Source organism: Colwellia sp. MB02u-6 (assembly GCF_014077095.1).
Lineage (GTDB): Bacteria > Pseudomonadota > Gammaproteobacteria > Enterobacterales > Alteromonadaceae > Cognaticolwellia.
The window spans coordinates 314053-336679 of the sequence record NZ_JACGVG010000038.1; the positions used below are offsets into that span (position 1 = coordinate 314053).

The 22627-nt window shown below is 37.1% G+C and carries 14 protein-coding genes and 3 pseudogenes; 10 read left to right on the plus strand and 7 right to left on the minus strand.

What is annotated here, in order from left to right; all coding sequences use genetic code 11:
• The first annotated feature begins 6 nt into the window (after nucleotides 1-6).
• The gene (locus H4J46_RS16290; RefSeq protein ID WP_259365915.1) at nucleotides 7-552 is read left to right on the plus strand and encodes a YfiR family protein; all 546 of its coding nucleotides are present in this window, start codon (nucleotides 7-9) and stop codon (nucleotides 550-552) included.
• Nucleotides 552-2558 (plus strand): EAL domain-containing protein, encoded by a 2007-nt coding sequence (locus tag H4J46_RS16295; RefSeq protein WP_182234667.1) that lies wholly within the window; start codon nucleotides 552-554, stop codon nucleotides 2556-2558. The genes H4J46_RS16290 and H4J46_RS16295 overlap by 1 nt, the downstream gene beginning before the upstream one ends.
• Before the next feature lie 313 nt (nucleotides 2559-2871).
• Here the strand turns inward: H4J46_RS16295 and H4J46_RS16300 are convergent.
• Nucleotides 2872-3039, minus strand: a pseudogene (locus H4J46_RS16300) (transposase); the annotation flags it as partial.
• A 431-nt stretch (nucleotides 3040-3470) separates the two neighbouring features.
• Between H4J46_RS16300 and H4J46_RS16305 the strand changes: the two are divergent.
• The 4 genes from H4J46_RS16305 to H4J46_RS16320 all read left to right on the plus strand — a co-directional run bounded on the left by H4J46_RS16305 (nucleotide 3471) and on the right by H4J46_RS16320 (nucleotide 8661).
• Nucleotides 3471-4787, plus strand: coding sequence for an outer membrane protein transport protein (locus H4J46_RS16305; RefSeq protein ID WP_182234671.1), 1317 nt, complete (start codon nucleotides 3471-3473; stop codon nucleotides 4785-4787).
• A gap of 411 nt (nucleotides 4788-5198) precedes the next feature.
• Nucleotides 5199-5429 carry a hypothetical protein gene (locus H4J46_RS16310; RefSeq protein WP_146879940.1) on the plus strand — a complete coding sequence of 77 codons (231 nt, stop codon included), beginning with the start codon at nucleotides 5199-5201 and terminating at the stop codon, nucleotides 5427-5429.
• Nucleotides 5430-5440: 11 nt separating this feature from the next.
• A complete protein-coding gene (locus H4J46_RS16315) occupies nucleotides 5441-6097 on the plus strand; it encodes a DUF2959 domain-containing protein (protein ID WP_182234673.1) in 657 nt (218 codons plus the stop codon).
• A 155-nt stretch (nucleotides 6098-6252) separates the two neighbouring features.
• Complete coding sequence (locus tag H4J46_RS16320; protein ID WP_182234675.1) at nucleotides 6253-8661, plus strand: DUF748 domain-containing protein; 2409 nt, start codon at nucleotides 6253-6255, stop codon at nucleotides 8659-8661.
• 318 nt (nucleotides 8662-8979) lie between these two features.
• Here the strand turns inward: H4J46_RS16320 and H4J46_RS17725 are convergent, their stop codons facing one another.
• On the minus strand, nucleotides 8980-9171 hold the full coding sequence (locus tag H4J46_RS17725) for a tetratricopeptide repeat protein (RefSeq protein ID WP_182234886.1): 192 nt from the start codon (nucleotides 9169-9171) through the stop codon (nucleotides 8980-8982).
• 211 nt (nucleotides 9172-9382) lie between these two features.
• Here H4J46_RS17725 and tnpA point away from each other — a divergent pair.
• Nucleotides 9383-9787: pseudogene (gene tnpA / locus H4J46_RS17430) on the plus strand (IS200/IS605 family transposase).
• 51 nt (nucleotides 9788-9838) lie between these two features.
• Here the strand turns inward: tnpA and H4J46_RS16335 are convergent.
• A pseudogene (locus H4J46_RS16335) lies at nucleotides 9839-10544 on the minus strand (IS4 family transposase); the annotation flags it as partial.
• A gap of 182 nt (nucleotides 10545-10726) precedes the next feature.
• On the minus strand, nucleotides 10727-12568 hold the full coding sequence (edd, locus tag H4J46_RS16340) for a phosphogluconate dehydratase (protein ID WP_182234677.1): 1842 nt from the start codon (nucleotides 12566-12568) through the stop codon (nucleotides 10727-10729).
• A 751-nt stretch (nucleotides 12569-13319) separates the two neighbouring features.
• Between edd and H4J46_RS16345 the strand changes: the two genes are divergently transcribed.
• The gene (locus H4J46_RS16345) at nucleotides 13320-14135 is read left to right on the plus strand and encodes a hypothetical protein (protein ID WP_182234679.1); all 816 of its coding nucleotides are present in this window, start codon (nucleotides 13320-13322) and stop codon (nucleotides 14133-14135) included.
• On the plus strand, nucleotides 14132-15031 hold the full coding sequence (locus H4J46_RS16350) for an ABC transporter ATP-binding protein (protein WP_182234681.1): 900 nt from the start codon (nucleotides 14132-14134) through the stop codon (nucleotides 15029-15031). Before H4J46_RS16345 ends, H4J46_RS16350 begins: the two co-directional genes overlap by 4 nt.
• 252 nt (nucleotides 15032-15283) lie before the next feature.
• Here the strand turns inward: H4J46_RS16350 and H4J46_RS16355 are convergent, their stop codons facing one another.
• The 3 genes from H4J46_RS16355 to H4J46_RS17730 form a co-directional block, all read right to left on the minus strand.
• Nucleotides 15284-17896 (minus strand): EAL domain-containing protein, encoded by a 2613-nt coding sequence (locus H4J46_RS16355; protein ID WP_182234683.1) that lies wholly within the window; start codon nucleotides 17894-17896, stop codon nucleotides 15284-15286.
• 1009 nt (nucleotides 17897-18905) lie between these two features.
• Nucleotides 18906-20117, minus strand: coding sequence for an acyltransferase family protein (locus tag H4J46_RS16360; RefSeq protein WP_182234685.1), 1212 nt, complete (start codon nucleotides 20115-20117; stop codon nucleotides 18906-18908).
• Between the two features lie 330 nt (nucleotides 20118-20447).
• Nucleotides 20448-20645: a DDE-type integrase/transposase/recombinase gene (locus H4J46_RS17730; RefSeq protein ID WP_404851806.1), complete on the minus strand. Its 198-nt coding sequence runs from the start codon at nucleotides 20643-20645 to the stop codon at nucleotides 20448-20450.
• A 1111-nt stretch (nucleotides 20646-21756) separates the two neighbouring features.
• Between H4J46_RS17730 and H4J46_RS16365 the strand changes: the two genes are divergently transcribed.
• Nucleotides 21757-22449, plus strand: coding sequence for an SOS response-associated peptidase family protein (locus H4J46_RS16365; RefSeq protein WP_182234687.1), 693 nt, complete (start codon nucleotides 21757-21759; stop codon nucleotides 22447-22449).
• Nucleotides 22450-22627 lie beyond the last annotated feature (178 nt).

The window sequence follows — 22627 nt, forward strand, 5'->3', positions numbered from 1 at the left end:
TTCAATATGCCATTTTTCGTGCGGTTTAACCCATTATTTAAAACAATGCATTGGGCATTTCTGATAAGTTTATTCAGTCTCTTAGTCTGTAATACGGTTAATGCGGAAAATTCACTAAGTAAAGAAAATAAACTTAAAGCTTCCTATTTGTATAATTTTACTAAATTTATTAAATGGCCAAATTTAGGGGATGACGAACCATCTCCTTCGATCAGGATTTGTGTAGATAACTCATCTGATTTCTTTAAGTTCCTGGAACAATTAGTTGCTGGTCGGAGAGTTGGGGAATTGCAACAAAAATTGGAGATATTGCCGGCAGAGACAGCAAGTGGATGTGAATTGCTATTCGTTAGTGAGGGAGGTAAGAAAATCACTAGAAAGTTAGACAATACAGTCATCGTAGCTGATTCGGCTAGTATTAATTTTCCTGGTATTGCGGTGGTTTTTTACATCGAAAAAAGTAAACTACGTTTTGAGATTGATCTGAAAAAAATCAATTCACTAAATGTTGTTGTTAGTTCTGAATTATTGAAATTAGCAAGTATTAAATAATGGCTATTCTACAAAAAAAAAGAGTCAATTTCTTTTATAAACAACTTCTCGCTGTGATGGGAGTTAATATTCTTCCATTATTGATCATGTCTGCGCTGTTATATACGAATTTCATTGCCGATTATAAAAATAACCTAATAGATATGATGAACAGCAAAATCAGCTTACTAGCATCGACGAGTCGTTCTGGATTAGTCTTTAATGACCATGAAGCCGTAAAAAGTTTGCTCACGTCCCTTAAAGAACATAAAGCGATTCGTTATGTGCAAATTTATAACGCGGATAGGCAATTATTTGCTCAGTATAAGAGTCTGGGAGAGCAAGTTGATTTAACGGTTGAGGATTATACAGACAAGCCATTTTTTAAAAATGATAATATTTATGTGTCACAATCAATAATGATGGGTGATGATTATCTTGGCGTCATTGTCTTATCAGCTAGTCTCAACTCTTCAATCATTCATAAAAAAAACTACTTATTAATCTTAAGTTTGGTTCTTCTTAGCAGTATTATCATGGCTTTTATACTGAATTGGCAGTTGCAAAAAAGACTGACAGCACCCATACGAGAGTTAATTACCTTGGTCGGTTACGTTGCTGAAAACAAAAGATACCACAAGCGACTTAATAGTAATCGTGATGATGAAATTGGTGATCTTATTCTAGGTGTTAACACTATGTTAGACACAATAGAGACCCATGAAACACAATTATTTCAACGTGCCAACTATGATGAATTGACTGAGTTACCCAACCGACATTTACTTATGGAAAGGCTTTCACATGGTATTCATGCTGCACAGAGAAACAAATCTGAAATGGCTTTGTTGTTTCTTGACCTAGATAGATTTAAAATTATTAATGACAGTCTTGGACATCATGTAGGCGATGAGCTTCTAATGCAGGTAGCCGCTAAGCTATCTAACACCATGCGTAAATCTGACTCTATAAGCCGTTGGGGTGGAGATGAATTTGTTATCCTTATTGAGAATGTTGGACAAGCTTCAGATGTAGAGCATATCATTGAAAAAATTATTGTAGAGCTAGAGCGGCCAATGATGGTGAAAGATCACTTGTTACATGTTTCCACTAGTATTGGTATTGCCTTATTTCCAAAAGATGGCAAAGACAGTCTTAGCTTACTCAAGCATGCAGATATTAGTATGTACAAAGCTAAAGCAAAAGGGCCTGGGAAGTATGAATATTTTGAACGGAGTATGCTTAACGACTCAGTACAACGCTTAACAATGGAAATGCAGGTGCATACGGCTTTAGAGAATAAGGATTTCTTTTTAGTTTATCAGCCGCAAGTGGCGGTTAACAGTGAGTGTATTGTTGGATTTGAAGCCTTGATAAGGTGGAACCTTGACGGTAGATTTGTACCTCCTGATGAATTTTTGCCTGTTATAGAAGAAGTAGGGCTTATGTATGAGCTAACTTTGTGGATAGTAGCTCAAGCGTGTAAGCAAAATAAAAGTTGGCAAAGAGCTGGGCTTTTACCGGTAACAGTAGCGGTGAATTTATCAGCCTCATTTATTATGCACCCAGATTGTCTAAAAAAAATCCAATCAATTCTCTCTGACAGCGGTTTGGCGCCAAGATACCTTGAAATTGAATTAACAGAAAATACCTTTATCAATTCAAGGGTGACCGCTGTGTCAGTATTGCGAACTTTGCAAAATATTGGTATCAAAATATCTATTGATGATTTTGGAACAGGCTATTCCTGTATGAGTTATTTGAAGGATTTGCCCATAGGAACGCTTAAAATAGATGGAAGCTTTATCAAGGGACTGGGGTTAAGTGCAACTAACGAGGGGATAGTTCGGTCTATCATCATGCTGGGGAAAAGTCTGGACATGGTGATCGTGGCAGAATGTGTTGAAACGGAGATGCAACGTTCTATTTTGCAAAGTATGGAATGCGATATTATACAGGGGTATCTATATAGCACCCCCTTGACTGTTGATGATGCTGAAAATTTTCTTGCTAATGCCAAGCCTTAATAAACTTGAGTAACCTAGCCACTCTAAAATACTAATAAGTTGACTAGTCCTTGATGAGTGTTGCGAGGCAGTTAGTGAGACAGGTCATCAAAGCCAGTTGTTACCCTATATTTACCCGAAAATTTTCAATACCCGCATTGTTTAACAGGGAAACCCCAGCTTTGACCCTGCTAGCATTAACTTGGCCGAAGCCGATTTCATTTTATCTGCCGGCAATGGCGTAAAATATTGGTCTACATTTCACCTAGCATAGAAAACACTGGGGGGGAACGGAAGGGGCCAGCCTCTTAGCGGTGGACGATGGATATATGCTACGAAAAGCTTGATCATCCTCATTGTCAGCCTCTTTGAGCCAACGACCCCGCACATTAGGATTAACTCCTAAGTTTCTTGATGCTTCTGCCTGGCTATAGTTTTGCTCAACAATTAAAGCGATAGCATCAAGTTTGAATTCTTTTGAATATTTTTCACGTTTTGTCATTTTCGATCTCCAATTAAAATTGTTATCTCTTAACTAGGTAGTGGAATCTATTAGATTACGTCACTTCTTATCGTTTAAACAAAAAAAAGATTTTCTTAAATTAATTTATGTTTCAGAGAGTTCACTCGGTAATCATTAATATAAGCAATACAGAGAAATTTTAATCAATGAAAAACAGTTACTTTTAAAGCATTCTAAGTACAACATAACACTGCACTAGTGGTTCAACTCTGAGATTATAGTGCTGTTATTTATGCTTTTACTGTAATATTGAAAACACAGTATTAAAAATATTTTTTTGATACTGTGTTACACTTCTTAACAAGCTAAATACGTTTTTTAGGGTATTATTACTAGTCAAATCTGCAGTGTTTAATCCATTCATTACAACACGATAAATATTTTATTCCCCATATTTTCCGAGAACTAACATGATATTACAAAAATCAATACTTGCTGCTGCCATCACATTGGCAACGTTTAACAGCTATTCAGCTTCTTTTCAGTTAAACGAAACCAGTGCTTCTGGCTTAGGTCGTGCATTTGCTGGTGATTCAGTGATCGCCGACGACGCAGCTGTTTTAGCGCGAAACCCAGCAGCTATGGCTTTATTCGACAAAACCTCTTTTTCATCAGCGGCCACGTACATCGATCCCGGTGTTAATATCAAAGGTATGGATGCACCCGATATGCTTGGCGCAGACTACGATGTTAGTCCACTTGACCAAGAGGGTGTGGTACCAACCGCTATTATTCCAGCCATGTATTTTATTAACCCGGTCAATGATACTTTTGCTTATGGTATTGGCATTAATTCAAATTTTGGCCTTAAAAGTGAGTACGACAACGATTATGCTGCTGGCTCGATTGGTGGTAAAACCGACCTGAAAACGGTCAACGCTAATATCAGTGGCTCATACCGTGTCAATGCACAGCTTAGTCTAGGTTTAGGTATGAACCTAGTCTATGGTGAGGCTGAATTAATTAGGCATGCAGGTAGCGTGTTAAAAGACGGGGTTACCATTCCTGGCGTTGGTACCCTTGTTGCACCAGTATCAAGCAGCACTGAAATTGTTAACATGGCAGGTGATGATTTTGGTTATGGTTGGAATGCCGGTGTTGTTTATGAAATCAATGAAAATCACCGATTTGCGCTTTCTTATCGTAGTAAATTAGAGCTTGCATTTGATGGCGAATTTTCTGGACTTACAGTGCCGGAAACCGCTGCTAGCTTATCGGTAGATATGCCAGCAGTGACAGAGTTTTCAGGTTTTCATCAAGTTACACCGCAATGGGCGACACATTACAGCATTATGTATACGCAATGGTCGAGTTTTGAAAAACTTGAAGCGTATGCCGCCAATGAACTAGCGTTTGAAAAGCAAGAGAATTTTGAAGATAGCTATCGCTTTGCTATAGGCGCAACCTATGATGTTAATCCAGTACTTGCGTTAAGAGTTGGTGTTGCGTTTGACCAATCTGCTGCTGAAGACTATCGTTCAATTTCAATACCTGATAGTGACCGATTATGGTACAGCGCTGGCGCTACATATCAGTTAAGTAGCACTGACAGCGTAGACTTTGGTCTTTCATATATTAATGGCGATAATGTTGTGGTCACTGAAGAAGATGCTTTATTAGGTCAATTACCCGAATCACTCAGTGCATTTGTGGGGAACAAAGACTGGAGCTTTAGCTCAGAAGGTAACGCCTTGCTGTTGGCCTTGCAGTACAACAAAAGCTTTTAAAGTGATAAGGTGTTTTGCGCAGTTAATTAAATATTCACCTTATTTACCGGTAGTTTAAAGAGCTTTTTGAGCTTTATATCAGCTAAAGAGTTATTCATTTAAAGCCAATCGTGTACACGATTGGTTTTTTTATGCTTAAGGTAAGTCTCACATATTGATAGTGGTTCTAACCTTTGACGCCGGTATTATTAAAATAGCTTTATGTTTTTATGCTATTACTTTGATTTAAAATAAACTATCAATAACAATTGGACGTTGTCCTAAAATATTCGCTGTTTTGGCTAAACGTTCGGTCTTATTTATTTACATTATGTCAACTTAATAACAGCAGCTTAGACATTAAGGTAATGCTATACTTTTGACAATAACACGGTATTTCAGTGATAAATATTCTACATTTAAGAGGTTTTTATGGCACAACAAGGTTCTGGCGGTAATGTTTTAGCAGCGATATGCAGTTTTTTTATTCCAGGTTTAGGCCAATTGGTGCAAGGGCGTTTATTGCCTGCTATTTTGTTTTTTGTTTTCGCCAGTATTTTCTGGGGACTTTCATGGTTAATCTTTCCGATTGCCTTCGCACTTATTACGCACTTGTGGGCAATTATTGACGCTGCAAAATTCTCCAGCGGTAACCGATTTTGACAGCATTAAAAATGCAAAATTGCGCAGTATCAAGATTATACTTGGTTGTTATTGCCCTAGTGTTACTTGTTGGCTGTCAATCGGCTTATTATTCTGCCATGGAAAAAGTGGGTGTGCATAAGCGCGATATTATGCTCGATCGTGTTGAAAACGCCCAAGGCGCTCAAGAAGATGCTCAGCAGCAGTTCCAATCTGCATTAGAGCAGCTGTCTGAATTGATCAATTATGACGGTGGTGATTTGACCACGCAATATGAATTGGTCAATGACCAATATCAAGCCAGTAAAGCTTCGGCTGAAGAAGTGGTTTCTCGTATTGAGGCTATTGAAAGTGTTGCCGATGCCCTGTTTGCTGAATGGAATGAAGAAATTCAGCAATATTCAAGTAATAGCTTGAAGCAAAAAAGTCAGCAAAAACTGAGAAAAACCGAGCGTAATTACCAAAGTCTGATTAAGTCGATGTACCGAGCTAAAGACGGAATGGCACCTGTGTTATCAGCCTTAAAAGATAATAGTTTATATCTCAAGCATAATTTAAATGCACAGGCTATTGGCGCTTTACAAGGCGAATATAAAACTATTAAACGTGATGTTGAATTTTTAGTATCACAAATGAGTAAAGCGATAGCGCAATCACAACAATTTATCAATTTGTTAAAAGCAGAATAGCTTGTTAAGCTTTTTATTTTACAGACCATGCTACTCACATTGCGGCAGTCGGTTTTATCTTTTTATTATATATAATTAATCATGTAAAACATGAGCATAAGCAAACCACTTTGTGTATGACTCTGTGTTATTTCTTCAACGTATAGGAATCCAACATGGGTCGTTATTTTAAACGCCTTAGTCAGATTTTAGTTATTACCTTTATTCTCCTTTATGGTCTCATTTGGTTACTCTCACCGATTATAATACGTTATGCTCTCAATACTTATGGATTACCAAAGCCTTTATTGCTCACTTCTGCATCTAGTATTCGCTATAACCCATTTACAGCCCATTTAACGATTAGTCATTTAGAAGTGAAAACTAATCAGCAAAGCAGCGCACTTAAACTGCAAAGTCTGAACGCAGAACTACATTTACATCAGTTGTTGTTTAATAAAATTTATGTTGCCGAATTTGCTGTCAATGGCCTATTTATTCCTATTACGGTCAATGAGTCGTCACTCAATGTTGCTGGCATTGAATTAGGTAGCGAAAACTCACCACCGTTAGCAACAGCAGTAGAAACAGAGCAAGCAAGCACTGACTTTCCTTATCAAGTTATTATCCCTGAATTTACTTTGACCGATGCTCACATCGAATTAGTGCATTTTTCACAAACACATAACATTCAATTAGATTCTTTTTCTTTACAGAACATTTTACTTGCACAAAATGAACAAGCGATTAAATTAAATTTAGTCAGCCATTTAAATGGCGCACTAATAGAAGTGGTGTTAGATGGTCGTTTGTTTAAACAACAAGGTCAAATTAGTCTGGATTTGAATGCGAAAAATATTGCCTTAAGTTCAGTAAAAACTTTTTTGCCTAGTTCCATATCAGCATTAGATGGCAAAGTAAGTTATACCAGTAAAATGGATATTGTTATCAGCAATGAGCAAACATCAGTCCATACCCGTGACCTAATAGCCTCAATTGATGACCTGCATGTAGAGCAAAATAATATTGCTATAGCTATTAAGCGTCAAGAAATTCAGGTGCAAGATTTAGCGGTATTATTACAGCCAAATAAACCCATCAATCTTGATGTCATGTTGAATTATGTTATTGAAGGGCTTGCGGCAAAATCGAAAGAGAGTAATACACTCTTAGCTGAAATATCAAAGTTATCAGCCAATACTATTGCCCTTCAATACCAGCAAAACAGGGCTAAAGTAACGATTGAAAATGTGCAAGTAGCTAGCAGTGAGTTTTCAAAAAACATCCAAAAAAATATGCCAGCATTAGCTGCCTTTAATAGTTTGTTGGTAAATAATATCGCGTATACGCCTGAGCTTATCGCCGTTAATAACATGACGTTATCCGGACTTGTGGCTAATGTTTTATTAGATAAAGAAAAGCAATTGGCCACACTAGTTGCGCTTGCTAATAACAAGGATAAAAAAATACCTGGCACTGAACAAGAAAGTAAAATGGCTGATAATGAGCTTGTTACACAAGCGCTAGTAGTTGATGAGACGAATAAACCTGTTAAGCCTATATTCAGGTTAGGGCAGTTTAGCTTACTCGATGGCGCACAGATAGACTTTAAAGATACGAGTGTTACACCCTACTATGAGCGCAACGTAAATATTACTCATTTGCTTTTGTTAGATGTTGATAGTGGCAAGCCTGAGCAGGAAGTTGTGCTTAATATACAAGGAAAAAGCGATAAATATGCTAGTTTTGACCTAAAAGGGCGAGGCTTACCCTTTGCTCCCCAGCAGAAGTTCACGCTAGATGCTGTGGTTAAAGAGGTGAGTTTACCGGGTATTTCTAGCTATATTAAAGAGGCTTTACAATACGAGATTGAAAGTGGCCAACTCGATATAGCGCTTAAAGCCGCCTTGACGGGTAAGAAACTCAATGGCGATATTGATTTATTACTTCGAGGTATAGAGTTCACTTCAGCGGATGATCATGAAAGAGGTGTGATAAAAGAACAATTTAGTGTGCCCTTTAATGTTGCTTTGGGTATGTTAAAAGATTCTGATGGTAATGTAGCCTTGTCGTTACCACTCACTGGCGATATGAGCTCACCTTCATTTGGCTTGTCAGGTTTGTTAACCTTACTGGTTAAACAGGCGACGATGTCAGCGGCAAAAGATTATTTGATTACCACGTTTGTCCCTTATGCCAGTGTGATGAAAGTGGCGATGGCAGCGGGTGAATTTGCTCTTAAACTCAGAATCAATGACTTAATTTATCCGGCCAGCGCAACTGAATTGAATACGGAACAACTGGAATTTAGTCGCCAAATGTCTGTGATGCTTGCCGATAGAAACAAGATTAATGTTAAGCTTTGTGCTGTAGCAACCCCGAGTGATATTACATTGACTGATGCTTCACAAGCGCATCAGCCAGAAAACATAGCGCGCTTAAATCTACTATCGCAACAACGTGTGGAAATATTTAAAGCGCATATGGTTGAGCAATTAAAAGTTTCTTCAGCACGGCTTTTGTTTTGTACGCCACAAATAGACACTTCAAACGGGGCTAAACCACGTATGAAATTTGTTATTTAGGTTATTTACTTAATAGGTAGTTTAATTAATCAAATGAGTCTAACTTGAGTGTTTTTAAAAAAGTAGAGTTTTTTAAAAACATCATCAAGCATAAAGGGATAGCAAGAAATGCCATAGTCAGCCTATGGTTAATTTTTTTTATACAACGCCAGTATAAGGAAAGAGCAGCTTAAACTGATATGACAACAGCGGCTACAACAGAGCGAAATCTCTCGTACTTGTGTGTTAAAAATTCGGCTATTACGCCGAATTTTGTGCTTTTAATTTATGCTTACGATTGACTTGTGGCTTGAGTTAAACGTTGGAAAATTTTTCAGCTTATACTCTTTCACTAAATATTGATGTGTTATCTAAGCTTTTTCTAAGTACGGTTAATGCTTCTTTGTTACGTTCAAGCTTGGTCAGTATGAAGGCTAAATGATAAGTAATACTTGGGTTGTTTGAGTCCATAGCATAAGCATTTCGTAATAGGTTTAAGGCTAAGTCATAATCGCCTTGTTGAGCGATGATCCAAGCATAAGTGTCTGAAAATTAGGCTAGCGTCGAGTTAATCTCAACAGTTTTCTTTGCGTAAAGTATGGCTGATTCCAAATCTTCAAATTGTAAAATACTCGCTAAATTATTTAATATCACTGCCTGGTTTTTTAGCGATTTAACGCTGACCAGTTTTTCGTAGAGTGGCTTAGCGGCTAATAGAAATACACATCATGTTTATCGATTAATGTATCATTTTGTTTGGATACCTAAATATCGTCACAAAGTATTCAATGAGCCTTATCGTTCTACGATGAAAGCTATAATTCAGAAAATTGGATATGATTACGATATCGATATAGTGTAATTAGGAATACCAGAAGATTATATTCATATGGTGATTAGGGGAATACCTAAGCAATCACCAAGTGATGTAATGCCAATAATTAAAAGTATTACAGCACGTGAATTTTTCAGGATATATCCTGAAATTAAAAAGAAATACTTCTGGGGAGGTAAATTGTGGACTCAAAGTTTCTTTGTTGAAACTATTGGAAATGCCACTGAAGAAGTCATTAGGAAATATGTTCAAAACCAACTGATTGAATTAGATCGTAAAGAAATCAACTCAGATCAGCTGGAATTGTTTTAAAACTCGGTCGCTTGCGGCCGAGATATTTATCATTTTTTATTTTTTGTACGTAAATCGCTTTAATAATTTACCCTGCCGATTATCAGCAGCAGTCACTACTGGGTTAACGGTCGTTTTAGCCCACACAACATAAAAACCTCCAGCGGTATTAATAGACTCAAGATACGATAACTTTAAATATCCTCTAGCCGCTAAAAAGAAGGTATCAATTAACGATTTTGCATCAGGTAAAAAGTCATATTCAGCTTGACTATCTGGACTCACTGAAACGTTTTTGGGATAACCTTTAAGCACATCTCAACTCACATGAGCCTCTATTGCCGCAGGACTTATTTTAGTAAAGCGACCTTTGAAGGTGTCTTTTAAACTATCATATACTGCAAATGAGCTGCCGTCTTGTAATACTATTCGCTTAAAATCACCAAGTCTTATATCTGTGCCAAGTATCTGTTGCTGACATTCACTTAACGCCACATCAACCAATTATTTCATCAACTGAGCAAACTCTGGTTTGCTCAGTTGATTGTGAAAAGGCTTATACTGGACATCAGTGTCCGTTAACTTCACAAAATAACGATGCAAATCAGCGATAGTATTTACTGATTTATCACCTAAAGCGGTTGTTAACGACATCACGAGTTCAAAGGGTTTTATTATTCGTTACGACTACAAAATTGGCTGGATTTTCCTATTTCGTAATATTAAAATCATTAAGCACTTTTGTTATTTTGTTTAACTCAGTATTATGTTTATTCATGCTCTATTTTTGGGATAGGTAGTGGTTTGGTGATTACTATCAGATCAAATTTAGAGCATGTTTTCAATTTTTTTATTTCTTAAGATCCAACCTATGAAGCGATACTAACAAGCCAATAGAGACACTAATTAAAATCAATAATGGCGATACAGATAAAGCAAAAGGACCAAGGTTACTGGATATCAAAGTGATACTGAATCAAGACGATCTAGCTCAACAAATAAAGAACAAGCGCCTTCTTCTGCCCCGGTCAACGTGGAGCGCATACCGGCAAAGAACTCTCGACCCATGCCTTGATGGCTTAGCGTTAAGTCTATTTTAGCTTGTGTACGCTTTGCTAATTCAGCCTCACTAACATGCAAGATAAGCTCACCAGTAATAGTATCAATTTCAACGATATCGCCGTTATGTATTTTACCAATAACACCGCCTGTAAAGGCTTCGGGTGTTACGTGAATAGCCGCTGGCACCCTGCCTGACGCTCCCGACATTCTCCCATCGGTAACCAAAGCCACCTTAAAACCCTTGTCTTGTAGAACACCTAAAGGAGGTGTCAATCGATGTAACTCAGGCATTCCAAGCGCAGCCGGCCCTTGGAAACGAACGACAACAATACAATCTTTGCTGAGCTCGCCAGCTTCAAACGCGGCATCAAAAGAATATTGGTCTTCAAACACAACCGCAGGCGCTTTCATTTTACAATAGGGTTGACTGAGCGCCGACGTCTTCATTATCGCTCGACCCAAGTTACCCGACAACACTGACAAACCAGCATTTTCTTGAAACGGCTGGTTACTATCGGCAATGACTTCTTTATCGAACGACTCAGTAGCACCTTCAACCCAAGTAAGTTCACCATCTATTATGCGCGGCTCTTGCGTATATCGCTCAAGGCCAAAGCCACATATGGTGTTAACGTCGTTATGTAACAAGCCTTTATCTAGTAATAGCTTAATCAATAGCGACGTACCACCTGCAGCAGTAAAGTGATTTATATCAGCTGAACCGTTTGGATATATGCGGGTCATTAACGGCGTTGCCCTCGATAAATCAGCAAAATCGTCCCAATTTACAATGAAGCCCGCGGCGCGCGCAACGGCTACTAAGTGCATAGTATGATTTGTTGATCCACCCGTGGCTAACAAACCTATAAGACCATTAACCATAGCTTTCGCATCTACTATATGGCCAATCGGCATGTAATTGTCGCCCAAATCGGTTATTCGCGTTACTTGTCTTGCGGCGGCATTAGTTAATTCCTCTCTTAATTCGGTTCCCGGATTCACAAAAGAGGACCCGGGTAAATGAAGCCCCATTACTTCAACCACAAGCTGATTACTATTCGCCGTGCCATAAAAGGTGCAAGTGCCAGCAGAATGGTATGACTCTGATTCAGCGTCGAGCAGCTCTTCGCGGCCCACTTTACCTTCGGCAAACTCTTGCCTAATACGTGCCTTTTCTTTATTCGGCAAGCCAGATGGCATTGGGCCCGCTGGCACAAAAACCGTGGGTAAATGGCCAAAACTCAAGGCCGCTAATAACAAGCCTGGTACGATTTTATCGCAAATACCCATCATTAAGGCGCCGTCGAACATATTATGCGACAGGCCAATGGTTGCTGCCATTGCTATGTTATCGCGGCTCATTAAGCTTAATTCCATGCCTGGATTACCCTGAGTTACCCCATCACACATAGCAGGAACACCGCCAGCAAATTGCGCCACACTACCCACTTCAGAAATCGCTTTCTTTAGCTTCTGTGGGTAGTCTTCATAGGGTTGATGGGCACTAAGCATATCGTTGTATGACGATATAATGGCAATGTTAGCTTTGACCATGTTGCGCAGACCGACTTTGTCCTCTTTGCCACAGGCCGCAAAGCCATGCGCCATATTGCCGCAAGAAAGCGAGCCTCTTTGGGGGCCTTGCCTGCGTGCTCGTTCAATTTTAGCCAAATAAGCGGCTCTGGATACTTTACTGCGTGCAATAATTCGATCCGTTACTTCTTGTACAATAGTGTTCATATTAAATCCTTAAATAACCGTATAATTTTCAGTGAGAAGAAGGCCTCTGCATCCTATTTCTACTAGAGCGAAGACATATATTCTGGTTCCCCTTTCATGTCAGATATGCGGCCTATAACATCTTAGTAAAAGCCATTGGGAACGGTTTTAGATGCGATATCGGAGACAAAACAGGCATCGTATTTGCGGGGTAATACCTGTTCGACTTGCTCATTTACACTTTAGTTTCTCCCGCACTTTGTTGCCCTGATTTCAATAATTAGATGCCACAGTGGCTATTTAAATTATTGCAAACCACGAATGCTGTAGACAACAGCTTGATATTTAAAATAATCCATAATACCTGAGTAATTTACTCAAGTATTAAATCGTACAATACCCGACTAGTTTACTCAAGTATTATGGGCAAAAAAATTATTGGCTTTGAGTTACTTAACCCAAGAAGGTTTAAGGGTTCTGTCGCAAATAGAGGGAATAGTTTATGATCTAACGATTATTGATCACTTCTTATCACTTAAGCATATGATATGTGTTTAAATCGCGCACGGCGTTATATTAATATTTTCGACATATATAACACGGTAGCCAAGAAATAGGCTGATATACTTTATTATTTATTTACAGCCAGTTATGTTTATTTTTTTGAACTTTAAAAAAATCTGACAATATTTTAAGGTATTTATACTAATGACTCGCATTTCACTGCTTTTAACTTTAATCTATTAAAAAATAACAGTTATTATGGTGTGATGTGAAGATAAGTTGGTTGAGAATTTGGTGCTTAGTTACTTTTGAAGTTTTACGTTTGTTTACCACTAAGCGCGGTTTATTGGCGTTATCAGCCTTTGCCACAATCTGGTTTATTATCTTGTATTATTTTGTTGGCTCAGCGTCTTCAATGATTACTTCGCCTTCATTTGAAAGTATGGCGTCGCAACTGTTTGGTGCTCTGGGGCTAACGGCGTTGTTAGATTGGCCGGTCGCGGAGTACGCTATTTATTGGTTGGTGGCGGTATATTTTTTCCCAAGCTTTGCTTTATTGGTCTGCAGCGATCAGTTTTGTTCAGATAAGCATCGTGGCACATTAAGGTTTATCACCCTAAGAACAACCCGAGCCGAGTTAGTATTAGGGCGTTATCTAGGTCAGCTGCTTATTATAGCGATATTAATATTGCTGACCTCAATAGCGACAACCTTACTAGCCAGTATGCGAGATGTAACACTTTTATTGGCCAGCCTAAAGATAGGTGCTAAATTATCTGTAGAATTATTAATCGTTGTTATGCCTTTTATTGCCTTAATGTCATTACTTAATACCTTGGTTAATTCAGCGCGACTTGCGATAGTTGCTGCCACATTATTTTTTGCCTTAGGTCCGTTGGTGCTTGCTTTTATTCAATATCAATTTGGTCAAGTTTTTTATCTAAACTGGCTATTTCCAGGTGAGCAAATAAGCAGTATTTTATCGCAAAACGGTACGGCCACTAGCCAATATTTATTACCTTTAATACAAACCGCATTGTTACTGATTACCAGTCATTGGCTGATGAAGAGGGCGTCACTATGAGTTTAATTATCGATGTTCAACAAGTAACGAAACGATATGGAGATAAAACTGCCCTAAACAAGGTCGAGTTTTCCTTAGAAAAAGGTGCGCCAGTTGCTTTAGTAGGTCCTAATGGTGCAGGTAAAACCACTTTGTTCAGCTTGTTATGTGGCTATATTCAGCCTTCATCAGGAAAAATTAGTATATTGGGACATACCCCTGGAGATTCCGCGCTGTTTGGGCGTTTGTCGGCCTTGCCCCAAGACGCGCAATTAGACCCTAGATTTTCGATTGCTATGCAATTAAACTTTTATGCTCGTTTACAAGGTATGAGCAACAAGTTTGCTCAAAAAGATACGGCTAGGGTTTTAGACATGGTGGGTTTGTCGGATGCGTTAAATAGCCTACCCAGTGAGTTATCACACGGTATGCGAAAACGCGCAACCATAGCGCAAGCCTTATTAGGCAGCCCGGAAATTGTCATGTTAGATGAAGCAACCGCTGGGCTTGACCCTGCTAATGCTAGAGAGATACGCGCTATTGTTAGTGAGCATGCCAGCGACGTTAACTTTATTTTAAGCTCTCATGATCTTAGTGAACTTGAGCGATTATGTGATCAGGTACTTTATCTCGATAATGGTCAGTTAAAACACCATCAAACGCTGGGTAATAATGACAGTGCTGGATTTTTAACGCTGAGAATGAAACAGATTTATCCAGAAATTATGCCGGTAATTTTACAAATTCCGGGGGTTAGCCAGGTGACTATGACACAAGATAAAGAATACTTACTTACCGTCAGTAATGAGCAAGGTAAGCTAAGCATTGAAATGGAGTTATTAACGGCTTTAGCAAGTAATAATTGGTCTTATACTCAACTTATTAATGGTAAAACACTTGAAAACCAATTGTTTTAACGAAAAAATATCTGAATTTTTTTTGATGGGATATATCTGTTTAACTACTGACTTACCTCGCTAAGGGCAAATAGGTAAAGACTATTTCCTGCGTTATGGATTTCAACAATATTTCTATATCGCTGTCGGTAATTAAGCCAACACCGAGTGCAGCCGTCGAGAATAACTTTTCTTAGCGGCTCAGTCCTACTTCGCACTAGCTTCATCATCCATGCCTTTTAGCTAATCTTTTATGGAGTTACAAAAGTTTTCCTATTTAAGAGAAGCGGGTATATATTCGCCCTCTAAGCTCGCTGGTATTTGGCCATTAGACAAATGATTAAGCCAGCTTAGATACTGCTCATAAGACATAGGTTTAGCATAGTAATAACCTTGGCCTATATCGCAACCAAAACTGCGTAAAGTTTCTTCATCTAAGCTGCTATTGATACCTTCTGCGACCACTTCTAAGCCTAGCCCTTTTGCCATTTTCACTGCCGTTTCCGCAATAACTTTACGTTTATTATTGCTACAAACATTTTCAACAAATTCTCGGTCTACTTTTAACTCTTGGAACGGCAACTGATTAATTTGCGACATGGAAGCGTAGCCAGTACCAAAGTCGTCAAGACTGATAGTAATACCTAATTTAATAAGGTTTTCTATGGTTTCTATTGCGATGTTATTTTGTGCAAAAGAAACAGATTCTGTTAATTCGAAAATGATTTTTTCTGCTTTAATATCACTGCGATTAATTATCTTGGTAATATCATCAATAAAATTTGCTTGAATAAGGTCTTTACCACTGATGTTGATAGACACCATGTGGTTGAGACCCGTATGCTCGGTTAGCGCTGCTTGTTGACTCAAGGCGGTTTCTACTACCCATAAGGTTATTGAAGGTATTAAACCAAAATCCTCTGCGACGGGAATAAAAATATCAGGTGAAACATGACCAAGTGTTGGATGGTGCCAGCGAATTAAACATTCACTACCACAGACTTTATTGGTTTTTAAATCGATCTGCGGTTGATGAAATAACTCAAACCCTTGCGTTGTTATTGCTTGTTGCAGGTCAATGGCCAACTGTATTGATGAAGGACTACTTTGGTTATCTTTTTGCGTGAAGTAAGCCCATTTATTTTGCGTTAACTCAGCTTTATTTGCTGCAATTGACGCGTTATTGATCATACTTTTACTTGAGCTATCATGAGCAGAAAAGTTCGCTAAACCAATATACGCGGACAATGGCAGTTTAAGATCTTTAATATAAAAAACATCACGAGCGGCTTGCTGAATTGAGTTAACAAATAGTGCTATATCTTGCTCGTTAAGTGAATTGTCAATGACTATAGCTAAGCTGCTATTTTCGAGATAGCAGAGTTTCTCAAATTGCTCAGTGATGTTAAGTACAGCATCATTGAACCTGAACAATGAAGATAATTTTAGATTTAAGTGTTGAAAGAATTGGACGCGTATTTGTTCATTGATATACAGTTCGATACGGTGAAATTGCTCGGGTTTGATCACTATTACGGTAAAGTCTTGCTTACCTTCTGCTATTAGCTGACTGATTTTATGGTCTAAATTTGTTTGTCTCGGTAAATGGTTACTTTGGTGGTAAGCAACCATGGCTAGTTTTTCTTGCTCATTGCGGCGAATACGCTCAGCTAAAGCAAATGCCATAAAGGTGACTTCAATCATGATGGCAAATAGGAGTGCATTACCGGTCAAAAAGCTATATTCAAGCTGATTAAGCAGCACCAGAGGTTGAATAATAGCGCCACCTAATAAGGGCAACCAGGACAAAAAGTAAAAACGTGCCCATAAAAAATCTCGTTTCAGGCGGTTAAGAATTAGGAAGAGTACGACAATATAAAATAGTGGCTGCAGAGAGAAAAAAAGTTTAGTTTGTGTTAATTCGTTGAGCGAAAGAGAATATAGCCCTAATAAACTTATAACAATACTAAATACAAGTGAATATTTGTAAGCCCAATGTTTTAGACGGTCATAACGTAAAAAATAAAGCGTAAATAACAGTAAAAAAATAATCAGTAAAAAATGTGTAAAGATAATATATTTACTGAGTAACTGCATTACCCGGTCGGAGAAAAGAAAATATCCATAACCTGTTAATGAGGACAGTAATGCAAAAGCAGATAATAAGTAACCAATATACAATAAATACACTTTATCTTTGTCAGCAAAAAATAATACTAAGTTATATATTGCCATGATGAGTAATATGCCGATAAATGCGCCATATATTAATTGAGATAGCAGTACTCTTTGTTCGAAGTCTTGCGGGGTAAATAACAGCAGAGGAATATTAGGAGGACCAGAATTTTTCACTTTTATCAGGTATTCACTATGGCCGAATTGATTCAGCTTTAGTCTTGCATAAGGGTAAACATTTTGGCTTAACTCTTTTGAGTTGGCGCGTTTATGGTAAATTTTTTCTGGCGCAGTTAAGGCATTGAGTTGATAAACGATAAAAGTATCAAGCATACTATGTTCGGCCATCAATATTAGTTGCTTGTTGCCACTACCTTGAATAAAGCTTTTTTGCGCGCTAGTAGTTATCGATGTTTTATCAATAGGATAATGCAGAGATAGTTTTATCCAATAACTTTGCTGTGCTAATGCATAAGGAATACTATTTAATTTACTAGCGATAAAGTCAGTATTACTTAAGATATTATTAAGGTCAATATTGTTACTTTTATCAATGTAATAGCTACTATTAATAGTAAAGTCACTATTTAATTCGTTGATGTTTTTTTGGTCAATATTATGAATAAGGCCAGCAAAGCTGACAACAATAGCAAGTAAAATGATAGCAATTAAAGCAGTGGAAATTCTTTTGCTGAATTCGGAAAATATCAAGAAATACATACTCATCTAAGTGAATGATAATTCGGAATGTTGCTCTTGCGATTAACTTTTCAAGACTCACCACATTTTTGTTACGGCAAACATTATTTCGCTCAACAGCTTGTAGTCTTATGCTTAACTTATGTTTGTTAGATATTTTTACTAGATTATATTACCTTGCTATACATAATCATTGCACGTTAAAGGTGCTACATCGTACAAATAACTAAAAAGTACAACTAACGCTATAAGCAGTAAAATAAGCAGTGAAAAATCGACGGTTCAATAGTCGCTAAAAAATTTAATATTTCTATTACCAATAATGTAACAGAAATATTACTATTAAGTCACTATTTTAGTATTAATGAAATTATTTGTAATAAAATTCAACGACTAGAGCGTAAAATAAGCTTGTCAAAGATAAGGCTTTGAGTGGTCTATTTTATAAATAAAATTAAATCAAACGTCAGAAAATAAACAGCGGTAAGTGGAATTAACATGATAAATATGGATTTCAATAAGCGTGTTGTTATCAATAAAGAAATACAAGCTCAGCAAGCCCTTTATCTGGTAATAGTGCAAGCCATTAATGCTTAAAAAGCATGAGATTGGCTATGCTCTTTTTATGGTTGAATATAAAGTGGGAGAAATAAAACGGGAGAAAATTTTGCTCGATATAATGACCCTTTAGGCGAGGAGGACTTTGTCCTTTCAGGGACTTTTTCTGATGAAAATGTCGATATCCCAGTGGGTAACCATTTCCGCTATTTTGATGGGTTAAGTCTTGCGCTGACTTAATGCCTTTGGGTACTTACTTAGCAAATGCTGCTAGTACTTTCTTATTCAAAGTTTATCTATCTTAAACCCTATATGGGTATTAATGATAGGCAGTTACACAGCTTTTATTACAGAGTCCTTAAAATATTTCCAGTTTTAGTTGACCACTACATAAGCATGAAGGGGCGACACTCATTTGACATCACGGGTCAACTATATTTATTGGCCGTGATGTCATTATTTATTATGAGTTATTCACAATAGGTTTTGTTGTAAATAGACCTTCTGTTTTTTTTGAATATTTTTTCCCATTCAAAAATTGACCTATAAATGTTCCTCTAACCAAATAATGATAGGTAGCTAAACAAATAACCATTGTGCCAACTACAACAATCAATAATTTTAATATCGCATGTAATTGCCAATCGGCAATAAATCCTGGTAAAAAAGCTGTTAAGGGTAAATGAAGTAAATAGACCCAATAAGACGAATCTGATATGTACCTCATTCTTGCTGATTGATTGCTTCCATAACGAATAAATAAACCTGTAATACCAAAAATAAATAACCAGGTTGTCAACGATTTTATAATTAGCATCAGTGTAATCATTTCATTAACTGACTCCTTCATAACAAAATGAACCGTAAATAAAACAAGTCCCAACATCAAACAAAGCCAATCTGACTGCATCATTGTCTTTAACAGATGCTTTGATTTAAATAACAACCAACCAACTAAATAGAAAGATAAATAAAAAATAAAAACACTTATATCTGGAATCCATTTATAAAACGAATTCTCTATTGCCTTAGGTTCTATTAGAGAATAAATTAGAAATGTTATTCCACTTAAAATTAATACCCGATATTTTGTTTGCTGTATTAGCCAGCTAAAAGTATTAGAGATCCTATTTGACAGAGAAGGTAATTTTCTAAAAACGAGGCCTAAAGATATCGAAAAGGCTGAGAAGAAAATTAAATAATACAAAAACCACAAGTGTTTCGTACTTCCTGGGATTAAATCGCCTGGAAAAGAAAAATCAGACAAGGTAGACGCAAACGCAGTGGTGCCCCCACTAAATACTAGCCTACTATAATCAAAAGCAAAATTACAGAGAGGAGAAAGTATTACAATAAATACGGCAAAAGGTAACCCAACTCTTAAAAATCTATTGGTAATACTTTGCAAAGGGCCCTTGCTATAAAAAAGCATAGCACCAAAAAAACCAGCGATTAAATAGAAATGTTGCATTCTAAAAGCATGAACAAAATCTGTAATATAATCATTTAAAATATGAGTAGAAATGGGATCTTGCATCCATGCATCAATATTAATGGAATGTAAAGAGGCCCGGTAGGTTAAGGTTGTATGAAATATTACTCCTAATAGCATTAGTATTGCGCGCAAGGAGTCTAACGAGTATAAACGCTCGGTTTTATAAGCTTTTGATTTCATTTGATCTAATATTGTAATAACAAGACGGATGTAGGGTAAATGTATAGATCTCAATTGTCCATCTTATAATAACCGGACTACCTATACAATCTGTTACACACTCCAAGCCAGTCCAACAGTCAGTATGGCATGAAAATCTTTAAGTTCTACTTTTACCAACTTTGGCAGTAATTCGCTTAGCTTTAAGTAGTTAAGTAAAATGGTCATGGTTTTGTAGTTTATCCAGTACTTAACTCTGACTCATTGGGGCTTATTCCTGCATTGTACTTATGTGGCTTAGTCTTATTATAATAATTTATCTCTGAATATTTTCGCTAAGTATTGAACGCCTTACTCCGAGTGAAACATTAATTTATGCGTATTGGGTTGTTGTCTATTCACTGCATCACGTAAGGCTCTGTTTGCTAAGTTTGCATCAAGTGCTTGAGCTCGTGTGTACTTCACGACTTCCTTACTCGTTAAATCAAGTACAGAAGTTAAATAACTCCAGCCTTGATATGTTTTTAAATAGGTAACGTCACCAACCAAGGCGTATTGATTGGGTCAGGGTTAAAGTGACGTTTAAGTAAATTAGCCATCTATTGTGCTAATTACTTGAACTTGGATAGTAGTGCCGATCCTTAGGTATTATGGCCTTTATATTTAGTTTCTTCATTAAGGTATGCGTTTTATGTACACCTATTACATGACTAAGTTCAATTAGTTCTGCATGAATACGACGTTTTCAATCGGTATTTTCAGAATCAATTGAGATACTATTAATTAAGTTCATTACGTTTGTTGTCGCTATATTAGCCGTTACTCGACGGTAATAATAACTGCTTTAAACTAACATCAAAAACTCGACATAATTCATTGATTTTATATTGAGGCTCTGTTTTCTTTATATTTTTGATTAATTCAAATTTGGATTGTTGCGTATGAGAAAGCTGCAGATTTTTTAATATTTCATTATTCTCTTATGATTTCTTTAATTGCTCCTATAATAATTTGATTCGTTGTTGGTCAACGGTGATCACATTAAAACTTGAGGAGTATGACCCGATACTTCAGCTAAGTATTGCCTTTTCAAGCGAGCAATAGCTGAGGCAAAAGCACCTGAGATATCTTATGTTTTTTGTTGGTATAGTTTTCTTCTACCATTAACTTTGAATATTCTAGCGTTTGATTAGGAATGTAACTAATTTCTTCTGGTCATTTGAATACCTTTAAGCCTTAACTTATTTTAAGTTATAAATCCTTTCAATTTCATTAAACCATTACAGATGTCTTTGTGATATCAACAGAGACACCTAACTTTGTGACAACAGATTGGATGCTTGTTATATTATGGCACTCTTTTATGATCAAACTTATTCTGATTAACATGTATATGCGCCAACTCAATAGAGTGAAAAAAACAAAGTTACTGAGTGTTTTGTAGGTACTCAATACTCTCTGCCTGCAAATAAAAACGCTCTTTACAGTTAGCTAGTTAATACTTGCCATGGTCAAGGTATGTTAAAGCTAAATGCTGAAGAGCAGACGGAAAAATGGTAAATGAAGCGTTACTTTTTAAACTTGCAGTTCACCGTTAACTGGCGAAGTATAGCTAAAATTCGTGGCTAAGATAGCCTGTAATTCATGAGGAATAAAAAACATGTGCGGTCGGTTTAATACAACATTTGATACGGGAGTTAAAAAACTTTATACCAGCTTAAAAATTAACAAGGTAATTGATAACCCGATTGATAGTCGTTGTGTAAAAGCGGCGGATACCATTTCCATTGTCAGGAATGTGGGTGAACAACGGCGCGTGGAAAATGCTACTTGGTGGTTATTGTTAGATCAAACAGTAAATGGTTTTAAACCGTCTAAATTTACTTCATTTAATACACGATATGATAAGTTAAATACTCCAAGAAGTGCAGGTTATCAAGCGTACCGTAGTTCACGGTGTATTATTGCAGTTAAAGGTTTTGGTGAAACTGAATTTGTGAATAAAAAACCTATACATTATTACGATATGGCAGCAGAGTCAGGTGGATTAATACTTGGGGGTTTGTGTCGTGAATGGAAGCACAAAGCTACAGGTGAAATAAAACTTAGCTGCTCGGTTATCACCCTGCCACCACACCCAAAGTTGATGAAAATTCACAGTAAAGCAATGCCGCTAATTCTACCGCAAGAATCACTATTAGTAGATAGGTGGCTAAATCCTCAATTTAATGAAGTTGAGCAATTTGAACACTTGCTACAACCCCATATTCCACAAAACCTTATTGCTCACCAGATTGATAAACCTATGACTTATACAACGATCTCAGAGTCACAGATTATTAACCATGATTGATTCTATATGTTGGCCTTAGCGCTCAATAAATATTGTCTTTTTTAGAACCAGTTGTCATCATTGGGCAGAAAATATCTTATTTCAACAAGTGTTTAACACGTGTTTTGATAGAAAATATGACACTTCAGCAGATGTAGCTAATGAACGGACATTATCCATTATTGACTTGATAAGCTAA